This window comes from Brevundimonas sp., assembly GCF_035998205.1.
Lineage (GTDB): Bacteria > Pseudomonadota > Alphaproteobacteria > Caulobacterales > Caulobacteraceae > Brevundimonas.
This window is the reverse complement of sequence record NZ_DASYHT010000006.1, coordinates 199,528-218,199: the sequence shown is the minus strand read 5'-3', so window position 1 is coordinate 218,199 and position 18,672 is coordinate 199,528. Positions and strand designations below refer to the sequence as shown.

Annotated in this window: 14 protein-coding genes; 4 read left to right on the top strand and 10 right to left on the bottom strand. The window is 70.7% G+C overall.

Features of this window, described 5'->3' with window-relative positions; translation table 11 throughout:
* Nucleotides 1–38: 38 nt before the first annotated feature.
* Nucleotides 39–2,939: a TonB-dependent receptor gene (locus tag VGN74_RS11025; protein WP_327448117.1), complete on the bottom strand. Its 2,901-nt coding sequence runs from the start codon at nucleotides 2,937–2,939 to the stop codon at nucleotides 39–41.
* A 301-nt stretch (nucleotides 2,940–3,240) separates the two neighbouring features.
* Between VGN74_RS11025 and VGN74_RS11020 the strand changes: the two genes are divergently transcribed.
* Together VGN74_RS11020 and VGN74_RS11015 are read left to right on the top strand one after the other, a co-directional pair.
* The gene (locus tag VGN74_RS11020; RefSeq protein WP_327448115.1) at nucleotides 3,241–4,740 is read left to right on the top strand and encodes a tryptophan halogenase family protein; all 1,500 of its coding nucleotides are present in this window, start codon (nucleotides 3,241–3,243) and stop codon (nucleotides 4,738–4,740) included.
* A gap of 2 nt (nucleotides 4,741–4,742) precedes the next feature.
* Nucleotides 4,743–6,254 carry a tryptophan halogenase family protein gene (locus VGN74_RS11015; RefSeq protein WP_327448113.1) on the top strand — a complete coding sequence of 504 codons (1,512 nt, stop codon included), beginning with the start codon at nucleotides 4,743–4,745 and terminating at the stop codon, nucleotides 6,252–6,254.
* A 6-nt stretch (nucleotides 6,255–6,260) separates the two neighbouring features.
* On the opposite strand, the gene VGN74_RS11010 is transcribed toward VGN74_RS11015, so the two are convergent.
* The 3 genes from VGN74_RS11010 to VGN74_RS11000 all read right to left on the bottom strand — a co-directional run bounded on the left by VGN74_RS11010 (nucleotide 6,261) and on the right by VGN74_RS11000 (nucleotide 9,800).
* A complete protein-coding gene (locus VGN74_RS11010; RefSeq protein ID WP_327448111.1) occupies nucleotides 6,261–7,136 on the bottom strand; it encodes an aldose 1-epimerase in 876 nt (291 codons plus the stop codon).
* Between the two features lies 1 nt (nucleotide 7,137).
* Nucleotides 7,138–8,163 carry a LacI family DNA-binding transcriptional regulator gene (locus tag VGN74_RS11005; protein ID WP_327448109.1) on the bottom strand — a complete coding sequence of 342 codons (1,026 nt, stop codon included), beginning with the start codon at nucleotides 8,161–8,163 and terminating at the stop codon, nucleotides 7,138–7,140.
* Nucleotides 8,164–8,228: 65 nt separating this feature from the next.
* Entirely contained in the window at nucleotides 8,229–9,800 is a 1,572-nt protein-coding gene (locus VGN74_RS11000; RefSeq protein WP_327448107.1) for an alpha-N-arabinofuranosidase, read from the bottom strand.
* 109 nt (nucleotides 9,801–9,909) lie between these two features.
* Between VGN74_RS11000 and VGN74_RS10995 the strand changes: the two genes are divergently transcribed.
* Entirely contained in the window at nucleotides 9,910–11,496 is a 1,587-nt protein-coding gene (locus VGN74_RS10995) for a GH39 family glycosyl hydrolase (protein ID WP_327448105.1), read from the top strand.
* 9 nt (nucleotides 11,497–11,505) lie between these two features.
* Here VGN74_RS10995 and VGN74_RS10990 read toward each other — a convergent pair whose 3' ends face one another.
* A complete protein-coding gene (locus VGN74_RS10990) occupies nucleotides 11,506–12,363 on the bottom strand; it encodes a LysR substrate-binding domain-containing protein (RefSeq protein ID WP_327448104.1) in 858 nt (285 codons plus the stop codon).
* Between the two features lie 97 nt (nucleotides 12,364–12,460).
* Here VGN74_RS10990 and VGN74_RS10985 point away from each other — a divergent pair, with 97 nt between their 5' ends.
* Nucleotides 12,461–13,429: a sodium-dependent bicarbonate transport family permease gene (locus VGN74_RS10985; RefSeq protein ID WP_327448102.1), complete on the top strand. Its 969-nt coding sequence runs from the start codon at nucleotides 12,461–12,463 to the stop codon at nucleotides 13,427–13,429.
* A 67-nt stretch (nucleotides 13,430–13,496) separates the two neighbouring features.
* Here the strand turns inward: VGN74_RS10985 and VGN74_RS10980 are convergent, their stop codons facing one another.
* The 5 genes from VGN74_RS10980 to VGN74_RS10960 form a co-directional block, all read right to left on the bottom strand.
* Nucleotides 13,497–14,156 (bottom strand): OmpW/AlkL family protein, encoded by a 660-nt coding sequence (locus VGN74_RS10980; protein ID WP_414643551.1) that lies wholly within the window; start codon nucleotides 14,154–14,156, stop codon nucleotides 13,497–13,499.
* Nucleotides 14,157–14,281: 125 nt separating this feature from the next.
* The gene (gene hemN / locus VGN74_RS10975) at nucleotides 14,282–15,637 is read right to left on the bottom strand and encodes an oxygen-independent coproporphyrinogen III oxidase (RefSeq protein ID WP_327448098.1); all 1,356 of its coding nucleotides are present in this window, start codon (nucleotides 15,635–15,637) and stop codon (nucleotides 14,282–14,284) included.
* A complete protein-coding gene (cydX, locus tag VGN74_RS10970) occupies nucleotides 15,627–15,770 on the bottom strand; it encodes a cytochrome bd-I oxidase subunit CydX (protein ID WP_327448096.1) in 144 nt (47 codons plus the stop codon). Before cydX ends, hemN begins: the two co-directional genes overlap by 11 nt.
* 24 nt (nucleotides 15,771–15,794) lie before the next feature.
* Nucleotides 15,795–16,943 carry a cytochrome d ubiquinol oxidase subunit II gene (cydB, locus tag VGN74_RS10965; protein WP_327448094.1) on the bottom strand — a complete coding sequence of 383 codons (1,149 nt, stop codon included), beginning with the start codon at nucleotides 16,941–16,943 and terminating at the stop codon, nucleotides 15,795–15,797.
* A gap of 28 nt (nucleotides 16,944–16,971) precedes the next feature.
* Nucleotides 16,972–18,555 carry a cytochrome ubiquinol oxidase subunit I gene (locus VGN74_RS10960; RefSeq protein WP_327449476.1) on the bottom strand — a complete coding sequence of 528 codons (1,584 nt, stop codon included), beginning with the start codon at nucleotides 18,553–18,555 and terminating at the stop codon, nucleotides 16,972–16,974.
* Between the last annotated feature and the right edge of the window lie 117 nt (nucleotides 18,556–18,672).

The window sequence follows — 18,672 nt, the reverse complement described above, 5'->3', positions numbered from 1 at the left end:
GGGGGCGGGCGAACCCGCCCCCGGGTCTCGGGGAGTCGTCAGAAGGCGGCGCGCAGCACGATGGCGACGCGACGGTCCGTATCCACCCAGTTGTAGTTGGGCTTGCGGGTCTCACTGCCGACCTTGAGCACGGTCCGCTCGTTGAGGATGTTGGTCGACTGGATGCCGATCTTCAGGTCATCGTTGATGTTGTAGAAGATCGACCCGTCCAGCTGGCCGAAGTCGCTGGCCCAGACCGGGGCGTTGATGTTCGCCGCCGAGGTGGTCAGCAGGTACTCCTCGCGCCAGTTGTAGGCGAGGCGCGCCGAGATGCCGTTCCGCTCGTAGAGCAGCGCCGCATTGTAGCTGGTGCGCGACATGCCCTCGAGCGGCAGGGTGCCCGCGGCGGCCCCGTCGTTCTGCAGCGGATCGAGGATGTTCTGGCTGGTGTTCCGGCCGCCGTCGGACTCGATCAGGGTGAAGTTGCCCTGGAAGCCGAAGCCGCCCATCCAGCCGGGCAGGAAGTCGAAGAACTGCTGATAGGCCAGCTCGAAGCCGTCGACCGTGCCCTCGTCCCCGTTGACGTAGCGCGTCATCAGGAAGGGATAGGTCACCCCGCCGTTGGTGATCTCCACCGTCTCGGTGCCGGTGAAGATGTAGTCGCTGATGTCCTTGTGGAACACGGCCAGCGTCACGCTGCCGGTCGGGGCGAAGTACCACTCCAGGCTGGCGTCATAGTTGTTGGACTTGATCGGCTCGAGCGCAGGGTTGCCGCCGACCCCGGTGAACGGCGTCGTCGGATCCAGCGTGTAGCCGTCGGTCAGGAAGTTGATCGACAGGTTGGTGAAGGGCTGCAGCTGGTACATCTCCGGCCGCACGATGGCCTTCGACGCCGCCAGACGCAGCTGCAGATCATCGCGCAGGAAGGCGCGGATGTTCAGGCTCGGCAGCCAGTTGTCATAGCTGGTGCTGACCGGCTGGCCGTCCAGAGAGCCGCCGCTGGCGAACTGCTGCGCGCGGTTGAAGGCGGTGCAGTCCGCCACACCGCCGCCGGCCGGCGGGCACTGCCCCTGGATGACCGGCAGGGTCGTGACCGTGTTGGTCTCGGTCGTGGTCTCGACGTAGCGCAGGCCGATGTTGCCGTCGAAGGCGCGGCCGAAGAAGCCGGTGTCGTGGCCGAAGCGGGCGTAGACATAGGCGGCCTCGGTCGACTCGGTCAGCTCGGTGATGCCGCCGTTGCCGCCGCCCAGGCGATAGCTCTCGTAGTCATCCGACAGCGGCGACCAGCCCCAGCCCGAGCTCAGCGTGTTGCGCAGGATGTCATAGGCGTAGGCCGTGCCCTGGTTGAGCAGCGCCTCCGAGGCGAACCAGCCCGTCCCCGGGACATTGGCGTCGCCGCGGAAGAAGTTGTCGAAGGCGTAGAAGGTGGTCGACTCCGGCAGGCGCGGATCCTGGGTCCCGCCCGGGAAGCCGGTGTCGTCCAGATAGACCACCGCGCCGCCGCCATTGCCCCAGTACTGGTTCGACAGCAGGCCCCAGTTATAGCCGGTCTGGCGGTTGATGTAGTCCTTCTCGGTGGCGCGCACGCCGGCCGAGACGCTGCGGATGAAGCGGTCGTCGCCGAAGTCGTAGGTCACGTCGACACGGCCCGCCAGGGCGTCAGCCTCGTTATCCTCGATGTGGTCCATGGCCGCCGCCCACCAGTAGGCGGACTTGTCCTCGATGGTGCCGCCGGTCGAGGTGATGGTCGGCAGGTCGCCGCCGATGTCGATGCGCAGGTCGGGCCGGTTGGCCAGCTGCGTGAAGGCGGTCATCGAGTAGATCTCGGCGGTCGAGCGGACGTACTGCAGGTCGCCGCTCACCGACCACGGCGAGTCCGGCGTCCAGCGGAAGCCCAGCGACACGTCGCCGGTCCGCTTGGTGTCGTCGCCGATCCGGGTGTTGGTGTTGTAGTTCGCCTGCGGGATGTCGCCGCCGACGAACACGCCCGTGCTGTCGTAGGTGTAGCTCGAGTTGACGTTCAGGACGCTCTCGGTGCCCAGCGTGTACTCGACGTTGTAGGCGTCGGCCTGCGAGCCCAGCGCCTGCAGGGTGAACAGCCAGTCGGCGTTCGGGGCCCACTGGGCGGCGAAGGCGATCGCCGTGCGCTCCTGCTCCCAGTCGATGGTCCGCCAGCCCAGGTACTTGGGCACGAACACCGTCTGGCCGGCCTGGCCGGTGCCATCGGCGGTCGCCGAGGTCAGGGTCACCGGGTCGTAGCGGTCGACCGCGATCGAGTCCGTGCGGTTGCCGACGTTCGAGACGCTGAGATTGGCCAGAAGGCCGATCTCGCCGATGCCGGTCATCCAGCGGTCCGACGCGATGGCGCTGCCCGACCAGAAGCCCTCTTCCGACAGGTCGCCGTAATTGTAGTCGGTGTTGATCGCCAGCAGCCGCCCGCTGTTGTCGAATGGCACGCGGGTGCGCAGGTTGATCGTGCCGGCGATGCCGCCCTCGATCATGTTGGCGGCGACGTTCTTGTAGACATCGACGCCGGCCAGCAGGTCGGCCGACACGTCCTCGAAGCTCAGGCCACGGCCCGAGGAGGCCGAGAAGATGTCGCGGCCGTTGGTCTCCGAGCGGACCCAGGACAGGCCGCGCACGAACACGCCGCCGCCTTCGGCCGCCAGACGGGCCGGGTCACGCGCGGCGTTGGTCCGCTGCAGGGTCACGCCCGAGATGCGCTGCAGCGCCTCGGACACCGAACGGTCCGGCAGGGCGCCGATGTCCACGGCGGTCACGGAGTCGACGATGACTTCCGAGTTCCGCTTGATCTCCTGGGCCGAGCGCAGCTGCGCCCGGATGCCCGTGACGATGACTTCCTCGACCTCGGTGGCCGCAGGATCCTGGCCGTCCTGGGCGAAGGCCGCCGGCGCCGCCAGCGCCAGACCGATCGCCGACACGCCACACAACAGCGCCACGCGCTGCTTCCGATGAGTACGAGACACCCCTCTGGTTCCTTCCCTCTAGCGTCGCCGCGCGGCCTCGGCCGGCGCGGACGACGTCTCCCCCAAAAACGCCATGACGGTCTTCGCCGTCTCGGCTTGAGAACGATGCCGAAAGTTTTCACCGATGGAAAGCATTTTCTGATAGCGCTATCATTGCGGCAGGACGGAACATGCGCCTGAATGGGCGACAAGGCCCGTTGCAGAAGGGTTTTGGCCGATCCGCGGAGGGGTCAGGCGACGTGCCATGACAGGGGCTCTAGAGACAGATCGCCGTGTGAAGCGGGTCATCGTGGCCGGCGGCGGCACGGCCGGCTGGATGGCCGCCACGGCGCTCGCCGCTGCGCGCTTGCCCGGTGGCGACAGCGCGCCGCTGGAGATCGCGCTCGTCGAGTCCGAGGCCATCGGGACGGTCGGGGTGGGCGAGGCCACCATCCCTCCGATCCGCGCCTTCAACGCCGCCATTGGCCTCGACGAGGACGCCTTCATCACCGCCACCGGCGCGACCGCCAAGCTGGGCATCGAGTTCCGCGACTGGACGGCCCCGGGCTCCGCCTATTTCCATGGCTTCGGCGACTATGGCCCGCAGGTGAACGGCCAGCCCTGGCGTCAGGCCCTGTTCCGGCTCGCCGCCGCCGGCCGCCTCGACAGCCTCGACCCTTGGTCCGTGCCGACCGTTCTGGCCCGCGAGGGGCGCTTCGCCCCGCCGGCCGCCGATCCGCGCTCGGTGCTGTCGCACTACAGCTACGCCTACCACTTCGACGCCGGCCTGTTCGCCCGCCACCTGCGCGGTCTCGCCGAGGCGCGCGGCGTGGTCCGGCACGAGGGCCGCATCGTCGGCGCCCCGCTGGACGCCCGCGGTCATGTCAGCGCGGTCGAGCTGGAAGACGGCCGCTGCATCGAGGGCGACCTGTTCGTCGACTGCTCGGGCTTCCGCGGCCTGCTGATCGAGCAGGCGCTGACCGCCGGCTATGAGGACTGGTCGCGCTGGTTGCCCTGCGACCGCGCCGTGGCCCTGCCCTGCCCGGCCGCCGGGCCGCCGCAGCCCTTCACCATCTCGGCGGCCCGCCCCGCCGGCTGGCGTTGGCGCATCCCGCTGCAGCACCGGGTCGGCAACGGCCATGTCTACGCCAGCGCCTTCCTCGACGACGATGCGGCCCTCGAGGATCTGCTGGGTCAGATCGAGGGCGCGCCGCTGGCCGAGCCCAACCGCCTGCGCTTCCTCGCCGGCCGCCGCCGCGAGGCCTGGCGCGGCAATGTCGTGGCGGTCGGCCTCGCCGCCGGCTTCCTCGAGCCGCTGGAGTCGACCAGCATCAACCTGATCCAGACCGGCATCGGCCGTCTGCTGGAGCTCTTCCCCGACCGGGACATGAGCCCCGCCCTGGCGCGCGAGTACAACCGCCGCACCGCCCGCGAGATGGAGCGTGTGCGCGACTTCATCATCCTCCACTACCACCTGGCCGGCCGCGACGACGGCGAGCTGTGGCGGCACTGCCGGGCCACCCCGCCGCCGGACACCCTCGCCGACAAGATCGAGCTGTTCCGGGCGCGCGGTGAGATCAGTCTTCTGGAGGACGAGTCCTTCCGCGAGGACAGCTGGACCGCCGTCTTCACCGGTCTCGGCGTCTGGCCGCAACAGGCCGCCCCCCAGGTCGGGCGCGAGCCCCTCGCCGCGGTCGAGCAGCAGGCCGGCCGCTTCGCCGAGCTGATCCGCGCCGCGGCCCGTACGGTCCCGCCCCACGCCGACTTCCTCAGCCCTCGCAGACACGTCGCCTGACCATGACCCCGACGCCCCTCCGCTCCATTCTGATCGTCGGCGGCGGCACCGCCGGCTGGATGGCCGCCGCCGCCCTCTCCACCGTCCTGCGCGGCACGGTGCGCATCGATCTGGTGGAGTCCGAGGCGATCGGCACCGTCGGCGTCGGCGAGGCCACCATCCCGCCGATCCAGCTGTTCAACCAGCTGCTGGGCATCGACGAGGACACCTTCCTCGCCGCCACCCAGGGCACCTACAAGCTCGGCATCCGCTTCATCGACTGGCATCGTCAGGGTACGGATTACTTCCATCCCTTCGGCCAGTACGGCACGCGCATCGACGCCGCCGCCTTCCACCAGTACTGGCTCCGCCTGCAGGCCCACGGCCTCGGCGGGCGGCTCGACGACTATTCGGTCACCACCATCGCGGCCGAGGCCGGCCGCTTCGCCCGGCCCGAGCGGGACCCGCGCTCGATCCGGTCGCAGATGACCCACGCCTTCCACTTCGACGCCGGCCTCTACGCCCGCTTCCTGCGCGCCCGCGCCGAGGGCCAGGGCGTGGTCCGTCACGAGGGCCGCATCGCCGACGTCCGCCTCGGCCCGCCGGACGACCGGGTCGCCTCGGTCGTGCTCGACGATGGCCGTGAACTGGCCGCCGACTTCTTCATCGACTGCTCCGGCTTCCGCGGCCTGCTGATCGAGGGGGCGCTCAAGACCGGCTACGAGGACTGGTCGCACTGGCTGCCGGCCAACCGCGCCGTGGCCATGCCCTGCGCCCGCGTGGAGGCCCCGACGCCCTATACCCGCGCCCAGGCGCTGGAGGCCGGCTGGCGCTGGCGCATTCCGCTGCAGCACCGCACCGGCAACGGCTACGTCTACTGCAGCGAGTACATCTCCGACGACGCCGCCGAGGCGCGGCTGCGCGGCCTGCTGGATGGCGCGCCCGGAGCCGACCCCAACTTCCTGCGCTTCACCACCGGCCGGCGCCGCAAGGCCTGGAACCGCAACGTCCTGGCGCTGGGCCTCGCCGCCGGCTTCCTCGAGCCGCTGGAGTCGACCAGCATCCACCTGATCCAGACCGGCATCTCGCGGCTGCTGCTGAACTTCCCGGACACGGCCTTCGCCCAGGCCGACATCGACACCTACAACCGGCTGGTCCAGCTGGAGTTCGAGCGGGTGCGCGACTTCATCGTGCTGCACTACCACGCCACCGAGCGGGACGATCAGCCCCTCTGGCGTCACGTCCGGTCGATGACCATCCCGGAGACCCTGCAGCAGAAGATCGACCAGTTCCGCAGCCGCGGACGCATCTTCCGCTTCGAGGACGAGCTGTTCCAGGAGGCCAGCTGGATCGCGGTCCTGCTGGGCCAGGGCGTGCAGCCCGAGCGGCACGACCCCCTCGCCGACGTCATCCCCCTGGACCAGCTGCAGCTGCGTCTCGACCGGCTGCGGGCCGCCATCCGCGAGGGCGTCGCCGCCATGCCGACGCACGAACAGGCCCTGTCCGGCCCGGCCCGGGCCCGCCCGGCGGCCTGACGCGGCTCAGCCCGCGAGGGACAGACGCATCCGCAGGCTCATCGTCTCGCCCGGGGCCAGCACCCGCAGGCCCGAGGCCTCCCCGGCCGGCGCATTGACCGCGTCCGGCCGGTGGCTGACCGGCTCGACACAGACGAAGGTCTCGCCCGGCGGCGCATAGACCTGCACCCGACGCGCGCCGGGGTCGGCCTGCAGCACGACGGTGCGGCCGCCGCCGTCCAGCCGGGCCTCCCCGCCCCAGCCCTCATAGGCGTGGTCCACCAGCGGCAGCCCGGCCAGCGCCACGCCCCCGGCGAAGTCGACCACCTCGCCCGGCGCGACCAGGGCCTCGGGGATCAGACTCGCGTCGGTGCGCCAGACGCCGCTGGCGGCCAGCGTCAGCCGGGCGTCCTCGGGCCGGACGAAATAGGGATGCAGCCCGACCCCGCCGGGCATGTCCGTGGCGTCGTCATTGGTCAGGGCGAGATCCACCGTCAGCCCGTCCGCGTCCAGCTGCAGGGTCTGCACCGCACGATAGCGCCAGGGCCAGCCCTCCGGATCGCCCGGCCAGGCAAAGCCAAGACCCAGCCGCGTCGCCGTCTGCGCCTCCACCGTCCACGGCTGCAGCCAGCCGTCCCCGTGCAGGGCGTGCGGCGCGAAGCGCGGCAGCACCGGCAGCCGCACCTCCCGCCCCCGGAAGCTGAACCGGCCGCCGGCGATGCGGTTAGCGTAGGGGACCAGCGGGAAGCACCCCGTCTCCAGCACCTCGACCGTCCCGGCGGGTGTCGGCCGCAGCACCGGCGACGCGCCATGGGTCAGGGCGCTGATCGCTCCGCCGAGGTCCGGCCGGACCTCGCAGCGCCAGTCGCCGGCCGTGAGCACCGCTGACGATGCCGCGCTCACCTCAGGCCCCGCCCGGCGGAGGCCCGTCCGAATCCCTGATCACGAGGCGCCAGGTCACGAGATGATCGATCCTGACCGTGTCGGGGTCGCTGTCGCCCTGCGCGCGGGACAGCATGGCGACAGCCATCTGGGCCATCTCGGTGACCGGCTGGCGGATGGTCGTCAGCGCGGGCCAGATCTCCGACGCTGTCGGCGTGTCGTCGAAGCCGACGACCGAGAGGTCGCGGGGCACCTCGAGACCGTGCCGATGCGCGGCGGCGATGGCCGCGGCGGCCATGTCGTCGTTGGAGGCGAAGATGGCGGTCGGCCGGCCGGGCGCGCCCAGCAACCGCTCGGCGGCGTCGAAGCCCGAGCGATAGGTGAACTCTCCCGACTCGATCAGCGCCTCGACATCACCGCCGGCGCGCGCCATCTCGGCCTCGAATCCGCGCAGGCGTTCGGCGCTGGCGCTCTGGTTCGGCGCGCCCTTGATGAAGCCTATGCGCCGGTGCCCCAGCTGCAGCAGCCGGCGGGTCATTGCGGCGGCGGCGGCGAAATCGTCGATGCGGATCGACGGGACCCGCGAACGATAACGGCCCGGCGCCACCGCCACGGCGGCCAGCCCCAGCTCCTCCAGCTCCATCAGCGCCGCCCGGGACTCGCCGTGCGGCGGCGGCAGGATGACGCCCACGACCCCGCCCGCAGCGAGCCGCGCCAGCGCCGCCCGTTCGCTGCCCGGATCCGCGTCGCACTTCTCCAGCAGCAGCTGGGCCCCGACCTGGTGGGCCCCATCCAGCGCCCCCAGAAGGAAGGCGCTGAGGTAGCCGGGGCTGGGGTTCGAGTACAGCAGACCGATCCGCCCGGCGCCGGCCCGGGCGAGATTGCGCGCGGCGGCGTTGGGCCGGTAGCCGAGACGCTCGACGGCCACCATCACCGCCGCGCGGGTTTCGGCGCGGACCCGGGCCGTGTTGTTCATCACCCGCGACACAGTCATCGGCGACACACCGGCGGCGGCGGCCACGTCCTCGATGCGAACCGGCTTTTTCATGGACGACGACGTCTCCCTCAGGCGGTCCTTTCGGCCCGCCCGACGGAATTGACAAGGGCGCGGCATCAGGAGCGCGCCAGCCGTACAACCACCACCGAGCCCGCGGGCAGGACAAGCCGAAGCTGATCGCCGTCGACGGTCGCGCCGTCGAACACCCGCGCGCGCACGACATCGGGAGCCTCGAACGTGTTGTGGGCGTCGATCCGCCCCGCGGTGAGCACCTCCGCGGACACCGTCCGGGGGCCCAGCCCGGGGATGCGCAGCGTCACCGTCCGGCTCCGGCCCGGATCGAGCTGAACGAGCCCGACCACCACCTCGCCGTCCTCGCGCACCGCCGCCGTCACATCGACCGCGGGCAGGTCGCCATAGGCCGGCGTATCGAGCCGGACCGGCAGGGTCTGCGCCCCCTTGAACGGCCGGTACATGTGGAAGGCGTGATAGGTCGGGGTGCGCACCATGCGCGGGCCGTCGGTCAGCAGGACCGACTGCAGCACATTGACCATCTGCGCCACATTGGCCAGCCGCACCCGGTCCGCATGCCGGTGGAAGATGTGGAAGTTGACCGCCGCCAGCAGGCCGTCGCGCAGGCTGTTCTGCTGCTGTAGCGCCCCCGGCAGCGTGCCCGGCGTCGGGTCGTACCAGGCGCCCCACTCATCGACCGCGAGGATCTTCTCGCCGGCCGGATCGGCGACGTCCATCAGCCCGTCGTGCAGCTGGAGATGGGCCTCCATCCGGTAGGTCTGGGTGAAGGCCGAGCGCCACTGGTCCTCACCGAAGCCGATCGCCGGTCCCTTGGTGGTCCAGTCGCCGGTCGGCAGGGTGTAGTAGTGCAGGGCCAGGGCGTCGAAGTGGTCGTCCGCCGCCATCAGCACCCGGGTCCAGTTTCCGTCGTCGCCGGCCGGTCCCGCCGCCACCACCACCGGATCCTGCCCGCCGCCGGTGACGAAGCCGACGTAGTGGCGCAGCAGGTCGGCGTAGTACTCCGGCCGCATCCGCCCGCCGCATCCCCACGGCTCGTTGCCGATGCCGAGGTAGTCGATCGTCCACGGGGCCTCGCGCCCGTTGGCGCGGCGTTCATTGGCCAGGGTCGAGCGGCTGGGCGAGGTGATGTACTCGATCCAGGCCATGGACTCGGCCACGGTTCCGCTGCCGACGTTGAGGCTGAGGTAGGTCTTCGCCCCGATCAGCTCGGCGAACTCGAAGAACTCGTGGGTGCCGAAGGCGTGCGCCTCCTCGGCGCCGCCCCACCAGTGGTTCAGCCGCACCGGCCGCGCCTCACGCGGGCCGATGCCATCGCGCCAGTGATAGATGTCGGCGTAGCAGCCGCCCGGCCAGCGCACGACCGGGACCTCCAGCGCCTGCAGCGCCTCGACCACGTCCCGGCGATAGCCGCGAATGTTCGGGATGTCGGAGTCCGGGCCGACCCAGACGCCGCCGTCGATGCCGGAGCCGAGCTGCTCCATGAAGTGGCCGTAGACCTCCGGCGCGATCACCGGGCCCGGCTGGTCAAGGGCGACGACGCCCGTCGCGACGGCCCCGTCGACAGCCCCCGACTGCGCCGTCGCGCCGCCCGCCGTCCCAAGCGCCAGCGCCGCCATCGCCCCCACGAACGCCCGGCCGATCATCGTGCCCGTCATTGGCCGCTTCCCCCTCCGGCATTTTCACCTATGATAGCGCTATCACCTTTGATGACAATCTGGCGCGCGTTTTTCCAGGGCCGCGACGCCGGAGACCGGGAGGACATCCATGCGTCACCTGCTCGTCGCCGCGGCTGCGGCGCTGCTCGCCGCCGCTCATCCGGCCGCCGCTGACTCCCCTCAGGCGGCCGCCGCGCCCCTGCCCGCCCGCGCGCTCGTCATCGACGCCGCCGCCCCGATCGGCCCGCGCGACCGCATGGCCCAGCTCTCGGTCGGCTCCGACTACCCCGGCACCCTGATCCGCGACGACAGCCTCGCCCAGCTGCGGATCGCGGCCGACGAGCTCGGCTTCCGCTACATCCGCTTCCACGACATCTTCCACGACAACCTGGGGGTCTATCGCGAGGTCGACGGCCAGCCGGTCTATGACTTCAGCCGCATCGACTATCTCTACGACCAGCTGCTCGCCATGGGCATCCCGCCCTACATCGAGCTCGGCTTCACCCCCTCGGCGATGCGCACCTCGGACCAGCGGATCTTCTGGTGGCAGGGCAACACCTCGCACCCGCAGCCGGACAAGTGGCGGGGGCTGATCGACGCCTTCGTGCGCCACCTGATCGCCCGCTACGGCGCCGAGGAGGTCCGCACCTGGTACTTCGAGTTCTGGAACGAGCCCAACCTCGACGGCTTCTGGGAGCGCGCCGACCAGCAGGCCTATTTCGACTACTATGCGCTGACGACGCGGACCATCAAGGCGATCGATCCGGCCCTGCGCACCGGCGGACCCGCGACCGCCGGCGCCGCCTGGATCCCGGAGTTCCTCGCCTACGCCGAGGCCAACGACGTGCCCGTCGATTTCGTCACCACCCATGCCTACGGGGTGCAGGGCGGCTTCCTCGACGAGTTCGGCGAGAACGACAACAAGCTGACCGCCTCGATGACATCGATCATCGACGAGGTGCGCCAGAGCCGCGCCCGGATCGAGGCGTCGCACCTGCCCGGCACGCCGCTGTACTTCACCGAGTGGAGCAGCAGCTACAATCCGCGCGACCCGGTCCATGACGACCACCTCAGCCCCTCGTGGATCCTCACCCGCCTGCGCGGCAGCGAGGGCTACGTCCAGGGCATGAGTTACTGGGCCTACAGCGACCTGTTCGAGGAGCCGGGCCCGCAGACCCGGCCGTTCGAGGGCGGCTTCGGCCTGATGAACCCGCAGGGCATCCGCAAGCCGGCCTGGTTCGCCTACAAGTATCTCAATCGCCTCGGCGAGCAGGAGCTGGCCACCGGCGACGACCAGAGCATCGCCACCCGTGACGCCGACGGCGGGGTGCAGCTGCTCGCCTGGCGCTACGAGGCCCCGGACCAGCCGACCAGCAACCGGCCCTTCTTCACCCGCGTCCGGCCCGCCGCCGCCGCCGCGCCCCTGGCGGTCAGCCTCTCGGGCCTGACGCCCGGAACCTGGCTGGTCGAGCTGCGCCGCACCGGCTTCCGCGCCAATGACGCCTATACGGCCTACCTTGAGATGGGTCGGCCGGAGCGGCTCGACGCCGACCAGCTGGCGCAGCTGCAGGCCCTCACCACCGACGCCCCGGTGACCTCGGTCATCCGCGTCGGCGCCGACGGCGCGGCGCAGCTGGAGGTGCCGATGAACGTCTACGATGTCGTGCTGGTCGAGCTGACTCCGCTCGGCCGCTGAGGCCCCACCTCAGACCGACGTGCGCGACATCACCTCGCGCACGTCGCGCGCCAGCAGCTCGGCCGCGCCGGTCTGGCGGCCGCGGGCGAACAGCAGGGCGATCTCCACCTCGCCGAGACGCGGCAGGTCGCCGGCGTCGATGACCAGATCCGCCGGGGCCAGGGTGGCGGGCACCGCCGCCACCCCCAGCCCGGCCCGCACCGCCGCCTGCTGGCCCGCCAGACTGGGCGAGACGAAGGCGTCGCGGAAACTGATCTCGCCCGCCTGCAGCGCCGCCAGCGCCCGGCTGCGATAGGCGTCCGGCGAGGGCGCGATGACCAGCGGCAGCGGCCGCTGGGCGAACTGGTAGGCGTCGCGCGCCACCCAGACGAGGCGCTCGGTGAACACCCCTTCCGGGCTGCCCCCCGGCGCCGGCTCGCGCTTGACCAGGGCCACGTCGAGCCGACCCTGGGCCAGGGCGGTCATCAGATTGGCGGTGAAGTCGCACACCACCGACAGGCGGACCCGCGGGTGCGCCTGGGCGAAGCGGCCGATGATGCGCGGCAGGTGGGTGGTGGCCAGGTCTTCCGGGGCCCCCAGGTGCACGTCGCCCTCGACCTCGGTCTCGCGCAGCCCCGCCAGCACCTCGTCATTCAGCGCCAGCAGCCGCCGCGCCTGGGGCAGCAGGTCGCCGCCCTGAACCGTCAGGGCCACGCCCCCATGGCCGCGGTCGAACAGGCGTCGGTCCAGCAGGGCCTCTAGCTTGCGCATCTGCAGGCTGACCGCCGGCTGGCTCAGGCCCAGCTGCGCCGCCGCCCGGGTGAAGCTCTCCGACTCGGCGATGGTGACGAAGGCGCGCAGCAGCTGCAGGTCGAGGTGGCGGGCCATCCATAAACATCACTTATGTGGCTCATGAGGTCAATCAGCTTGAGCATGGTGTCGCACGGGCTCAAGGGGCGCCACCTCCCCGCATCGAAAGCCCCCCATGCCCGCAGCGCTCGACCTGCTGACCTCGCCGGCCATCCTGTTCTTCTTCGTCGGCGTCGTCGCCGCGCTGGCGCGCTCGGACCTGAAGCTGCCGGAAGCGACGTCCAAGACCCTGTCGCTCTATCTGATGCTGTGCATCGGCTTCAAAGGCGGCGTCGAGGCCCGGGCCGCGGGCCTGTCGGCCGACCTCGGCCTCGCCACCCTGATCGGCGTCGGCTTCAGCGCCCTGATGCCCGTCGTCGGCTTCTTCCTGCTGCGCCGGATCACCCGGCTGGACAAGCCGACCCTGGCCGCCCTCGCCGCCACCTACGGCTCGGTCTCGGTGGTCACCTTCGCCGCCGGCCAGCAGCATCTGGTCGCCACCGGCGTCGAGCCCGGCGGCTACATGGCCGCCGTCCTGGCCATGATGGAGACGCCGGCGATCCTCACCGCCCTGCTGCTGCTCAACGCCGGCAAGGGCGCGCCCTCGGCGGCCGAGCGTGGCGTCATCCTGCGCGAGGTGTTCGTCAACGCCGCCGCCGTGATGCTGATCGGCAGCTTCGTCGTCGGCCTGATCTCCGGTGAGGCCGGCATGACGCGGCTCGACCTGTTCGTCGGCCCGCTGTTCCAGGGCGCCCTGTGCCTGTTCCTGCTCGACCTCGGCCTGACCGCGGCGCGGCGGCTGATGGCCGACGCCGGCCGGCTCAGCCCCGGGGTGCTCGGCTTCGCCATCGGCTTCCCGGTCGCCTCGGCCCTCACGGCGCTCATGCTGGCGCGGCTGGTCGGCCTCGGCGAGGGCGACGCCGCCCTGCTGGCCATCCTGTGCGGCTCGGCCTCCTACATCGCCGTCCCCGCCGCCATGCGGCTGGCGGCGCCCGAGGCGGACGAGGGCGTCTATGTGTCCGCCTCGCTCGCCGTCACCTTCCCCTTCAACCTCGTGCTCGGCATCCCGCTCTACGCCGGACTGGCGGCCTGGGCCTGGGGCTGAGCGTCGGCCACGACAAAGGGGCCGCCGGTCGCGCCGACGGCCCCTTTCATCCGGTTGGGAGCTGACGTCAGAAGCGGCGGCCGATCCCGACCGACACCACCCACGGATCCAGGTCCACGTCGCTGGTCAGCGTGCCGCCGTTGATGGTGGCCTCGGTGTTGAACCACACCTTCTTGACGTCGACGTTCAGGCTCCACGGCCCCTTCAGCCCGATGTCGGCCCCGGCCTGCAGCGCCAGCCCCAGACCATTGTCGAGATCGACCGTGAAGCCGTTCTTGTCCTCGCCGTCGAAGAAGATCATGCCGTTGACCCCGGCGCCGACGTAGGGGCTGACGCGCCCTTCCATCTGCGGCCGATACTGCACCGTCACCACCGGCGGCAGCACCCAGGTCTCGTGCACCGCCACGTCGGTCGTCCCGCCCTGGGCGCGGATCTCGTGCTGCGTCGCCCCGAGGATGGCCTCCACCGCGATCGTGTCGGTGAAGAAGTAGGTGAAGCCCAGCGTCGGCATCACATCCGAAGAGACGTCCACCGCCAGACCGCTCGCCGCACCCGCGGAGGTGAAGATGCCATCATCCGTCGTCGGAGCAACCTGGGTGATGCGGCCATTGATCAGCCAGTCGCCGGCCTGCGGGGCGCGCCACGCCTCGGCGCTCTGAGCATGCGCGGTCCCGGCGGCGGCGGTGACGGCGAGGGCCGTGGCGAGGAGAAGGGTGCGGGCAGTCATGAGAGACATCTCCAACGGAGGAAATCGCCCCATGCGACGCCGCCGTTGGCGGCTTGATTGCGCCGCAGACCCACTTACCGCATTGATCTGGCTCAATTCGACACCAGACCGGCACACACCAGTCCCTAGAGAATCCGCGCGTGCCGTCCCTCCGCCGGGGCCACCGCCGGGTCGAACGCGGCCGCCGCTGCGCGCAGGAAGGGTCGCCCGCGCGGGGTAATCGTGACGCTCGCCCCGTCCTGCCGGATCAGACCGTCCGCCTCCAGACGATCCAGTGTCGGCCAGGCGTAGGCGAAGCTGCGCACATCGGCGCCGTGACGCCGCGCCACCGCCGCCGTGTCGACCGATAGGTCGCACATCAGCCGGGCGATGACCTCCGCGACAAAGCGGTCCTGCCGGCTCAGGCGCACGCCCCGCACGGCCGGCAGTCGCCCCTCCCCCACCGCCGCGCGCCAGTCGCGCTCGGCCGGGGCGTTCTGCACATAGAGGTCGCGCGTGCGCGAGATCGACGAGGCGCCCAGCCCGATCAGGGTCTCGGCCTCGTCGGCCGTATAGCCCTGGAAGTTGCGCTGCAGCCGCCCGGCCCGCGCCGCGGCGGCCAGGTCGTCGTGCGGCAGGGCGAAGTGGTCGAGGCCGATGGTCTGGTAGCCGGCCGCCCCCAGCAGCGCCTCGGCCGCCCGGCTCATGGCGAAGCGCGCCTCCGGCCCCGGCAGGGCGTCGGCGTCGATCAGGCGCTGGTGCGGCTTCATCCACGGCACATGGGCGTAGCCGAACAGGGCGAGACGCTCGGGCCGCAGGGTCAGCACCTGCCGCAGGGTCGCCTCGACCTCGGCCACCCCCTGGTGGGGCAGGCCGTACATCAGGTCGAGATTGAGCGAGAACACCCCGGCGGCGCGCAGCCCTTCGGCCGCCGCGGCGATGGTGTCGAAGGTCTCGGGCCGGTTCACCGCCGCCTGCACCTGCGGCGACAGATCCTGCACGCCGAGGCTGGCGCGGGTCAGGCCCAGCGCCCCGGCGGCGTCGATCCATTCGGGCGTCAGCACCTCGGGATCCAGTTCGGCGGCGAACTCCATCAGCCGCGAGGTGTCGAAGCGGTCGGCCAGCCCCTGCACCAGCCGGGTCAGGGTCTCCGGCGGCAGCATGTTGGGCGTGCCGCCGCCAAGATGCAGCCGGTCGATCCGTAGCGGCCCGCGGACCGCGGCCGCCACCAGATCGGCCTCCTGCAGCAGCAGCTCGACATAGCTGTCGATCGTCTCGCGCCGGTTCACCGCCCGGGTGTTGCAGCCGCAGTACCAGCACAGCCGCTTGCAGAACGGCAGGTGGACATAGAGCGAGACGCCCCGGTCCGGCTTCAGCCCGGCCAGGGCGGCGCGCCAGTCGGCCGCCCCGACGGCGGGGCTGAACGCCGCCGCCGTCGGGTAGCTGGTGTACCGGGGCGCATGGGCGTCCCAGCGGGCGATCAGGTCCGCCTCAGACGGCATCGCGATCGATCGGGAAGGCGTTGGAGGCGCCGTCGTCGCCCTCATCGAACAGCTGGAACTCGTGCCACAGGCCGTTCAGCACCCCGAACGCCACCGCGAGGCCGAGGCCCAGGATCCAGGCGAAATACCACATGTCAGGTCTCCTTGGTTCCGGGGGTCAGTACAGGTCGGGGTTGGTCTTGAGGTCGGCGGTCGAGGTCCGGCCCCACAGGACCTTGTAGACCCAGGCCGTGTAGGCCAGCACGATCGGCAGGAAGACGATCGTCACCCCCAGCATGATGAACAGGGTCACGTGGCTGGACGAGGCGTTCCACACGGTCAGGCTCGACTGCGGATCGATCGAGCTGGGCAGGATGAAGGGGAACATCGACAGACCGACGGTGGAGATGATGCCCACCGCCGAGATCGACGAGCCGGTCAGGGCCAGAGGCGACGCCCGGGTGGTCAGGCCGATGAGCGCCAGCAGCGGACCGGCGAAGCCGAGCAGCGGCGCCACCATCATCCACGGATAGAGGCTGTAGTTGGTCAGCCAGGCGCCGGCCTGGGCCTCCACGGTGGTGCGCAGGGGGTTGGACGCCCCGCCCATGTCGAGCGCGCCGGTGACGGCGAAGCCCATGCCCGACCAGGCCACGAAGGCCCCGCCGACGGCGAACAGGATGAGGGCGGCGAGGGCGGCGACGACCCCGAAGGCGCGGGCCCGGGCCTGCACCGGCCCCAGCTCGGCCTTGACCCCGATCCAGGCCGCGCCGTGCAGCACCAGCATGGCCACCGACAGCAGGCCGCAGACCAGGCTGAAGGGGGTGAACAGGCCCAGCAGCGTGCCCTCATAGAAGGAGCGCAGGTCCGTATCGAGGCGGAAGGGCGCGCCGAGCAGGACGTTGCCGACCGCCACGCCGAACACCAGGGCCGGCACGAACCCGCCGACGAACAGCGCCCAGTCCCAGGTCGTGCGCCACGCCTTCGAGGGGCGCTTGGAGCGGTACTTGAAGGCCACCGGCCGCAGGATCAGCGCCGCCAGCACCAGGAACATGGCCAGGTAGAAGCCGGAGAAGCTGACGGCGTAGACGAACGGCCAGGCCGCGAAGATCGCGCCGCCGCCGAGGATGAACCAGACCTGGTTGCCTTCCCAGGTCGGGCCGACGGTGTTGATCACCATGCGCCGTTCCTCGTCGGTTTTGGCGACGAAGGGCAGCAGGGCGCCGACGCCGAGGTCGAAGCCGTCGGTCAGGGCGAAGCCGATCAGCAGCACCCCCAGCAGCGCCCACCAGATCAGGCGGAGCGTGGCGTAGTCGAGAGGCAGTTCCATCTCGCGGTTTCCTTTGCGAAGCGGGGGGTCAGGCGGTGGCGGTCTGCGGACCGGGCAGCGGGGCGGCGGGGGTCTCGGGCCGCGGCCCGAACGCCTCCTGCTCCGCGAACGGCCCCTTCTTGATCAGGTGCAGGAGCAGCCCGACCTCGATCACCGCCAGCACGCCGTAGAACAGGGTGAAGCCGATGATGGTGGTCCACAGCTGCGGCACGGTCAGGCTGGAGGCCCCGAGGAAGGTCGGCAGGACGCCCTCCACGGCCCAGGGCTGACGGCCGACCTCGGCCACGACCCAGCCCACCTCGGCCGCGATCCACGGCAGGGGAATGGCCAGGACGGCCAGCCGCAGGAACCACTTCGTCTCGTGCTTGCGCAGGGTGCAGAGGATGAAGGCCGTGGCGAACAGGGCGATCATCAGGAAGCCGATCCCGGCCATGATGCGGAACGACCAGAACATCAGCGGCACGTTCGGCACCGTGTACCAGGCCGCCTGCTGGATCTGCTCGGCGGTCGCCTCGCGCGGATCGGCGACGAAGCGCTTGAGCAGCAGGCCGTAGCCGAGGTCGTTGCGGTGCGTCTCGAACACGCCGCGGTTCACCGCGTCGGTCGGGTCGGCCTTGATCTTCTCCAGCGCGTCATAGGCGACCACGCCGGACTCGATGCGGTCCTCGGCCACGGCGACCAGCTCGAGAATGCCCATCACCTCGCCGTTCAGGCTACGGGTCGAGATCAGGCCCAGCACGTACGGGACCTTGATCTCGTAGTGGGTCTCGCGGTCCTCGAGGCTGGGGAAGCCGATCAGGGTCAGGCCGGCCGGGGCCTCCTCGGTGCGCCACATGGCCTCGAGCGCCGCCAGCTTCATTTTCTGGTTGTCGGTCAGGGCATAGCCGCTCTCGTCGCCGAGCACGACGACCGACAGCGACGACGCCAGGCCGAAAGCCGCGGCCACGGTCATCGACCGGCGGGCGAAGCCCTTGTGCTTGCCCTTCAGCAGATAGAAGGCCGAGATGCCCAGCACGAACACGGCGGCGATGACATAGCCGGCCGAGACCGTGTGCACGAACTTGGCCTGGGCCACCGGGTTGAACAGCACCGCCATGAAGTCGGTGACCTCCATCCGCATCGTGTCCGGATTGAAGGTTGAGCCGACCGGGTTCTGCATCCAGCCGTTGGCGATCAGGATCCACAGGGCCGACAGGTTGGTGCCCAGCGCCACCATGAAGGTGACGAACAGGTGGGTCACCGGCTTCAGCTTGTCCCAGCCGAAGAACATCAGCCCGACGAAGGTGGCCTCAAGGAAGAAGGCCATCAGCCCCTCGATGGCCAGCGGGGCCCCGAAGATGTCGCCGACGTAGTGGCTGTAGTAGCTCCAGTTCATGCCGAACTGGAATTCCATGGTGATGCCGGTGGCGACGCCGAGCACGAAGTTGACGCCGAACAGGGCGCCCCAGAACTTGGTGATGGTCCGCCAGATCGGCCGGCGGGTCATCACATAGATCGACTCCATGATGACCAGCATGAACGACAGGCCGAGCGTCAGGGGGACGAACAGGAAGTGGTAGAGCGCCGTCAGTGCGAACTGCAGACGGGACAGGTCGACGACTGCAAAGTCGATCATGGGAGGGTCTCCGACACCGGCCCCGACGACCGGCGATTTGACGCCCGATAGGCCGACCCGGCGTCCCCCGCCTTGACCTCGATCAAAGCGTCGTCCCCTCGCGCGGGCGTAGGG

Bases quoted from the DNA above. Each gene is read 5' to 3' on its own strand.
- VGN74_RS11000 (WP_327448107.1), bottom strand. From the start codon at position 9,800: ATGACGGGCACGATGATCGGCCGGGCGTTCGTGGGGGCGATGGCGGCG.
- VGN74_RS10995 (WP_327448105.1), top strand. From the start codon at position 9,910: ATGCGTCACCTGCTCGTCGCCGCGGCTGCGGCGCTGCTCGCCGCCGCT.
- cydB (WP_327448094.1), bottom strand. From the start codon at position 16,943: ATGGAACTGCCTCTCGACTACGCCACGCTCCGCCTGATCTGGTGGGCG.
- VGN74_RS10990 (WP_327448104.1), bottom strand. From the start codon at position 12,363: ATGGCCCGCCACCTCGACCTGCAGCTGCTGCGCGCCTTCGTCACCATC.
- VGN74_RS11015 (WP_327448113.1), top strand. From the start codon at position 4,743: ATGACCCCGACGCCCCTCCGCTCCATTCTGATCGTCGGCGGCGGCACC.
- VGN74_RS10985 (WP_327448102.1), top strand. From the start codon at position 12,461: ATGCCCGCAGCGCTCGACCTGCTGACCTCGCCGGCCATCCTGTTCTTC.
- hemN (WP_327448098.1), bottom strand. From the start codon at position 15,637: ATGCCGTCTGAGGCGGACCTGATCGCCCGCTGGGACGCCCATGCGCCC.
- VGN74_RS11005 (WP_327448109.1), bottom strand. From the start codon at position 8,163: ATGAAAAAGCCGGTTCGCATCGAGGACGTGGCCGCCGCCGCCGGTGTG.
- VGN74_RS10980 (WP_414643551.1), bottom strand. From the start codon at position 14,156: ATGACTGCCCGCACCCTTCTCCTCGCCACGGCCCTCGCCGTCACCGCC.
- cydX (WP_327448096.1), bottom strand. From the start codon at position 15,770: ATGTGGTATTTCGCCTGGATCCTGGGCCTCGGCCTCGCGGTGGCGTTC.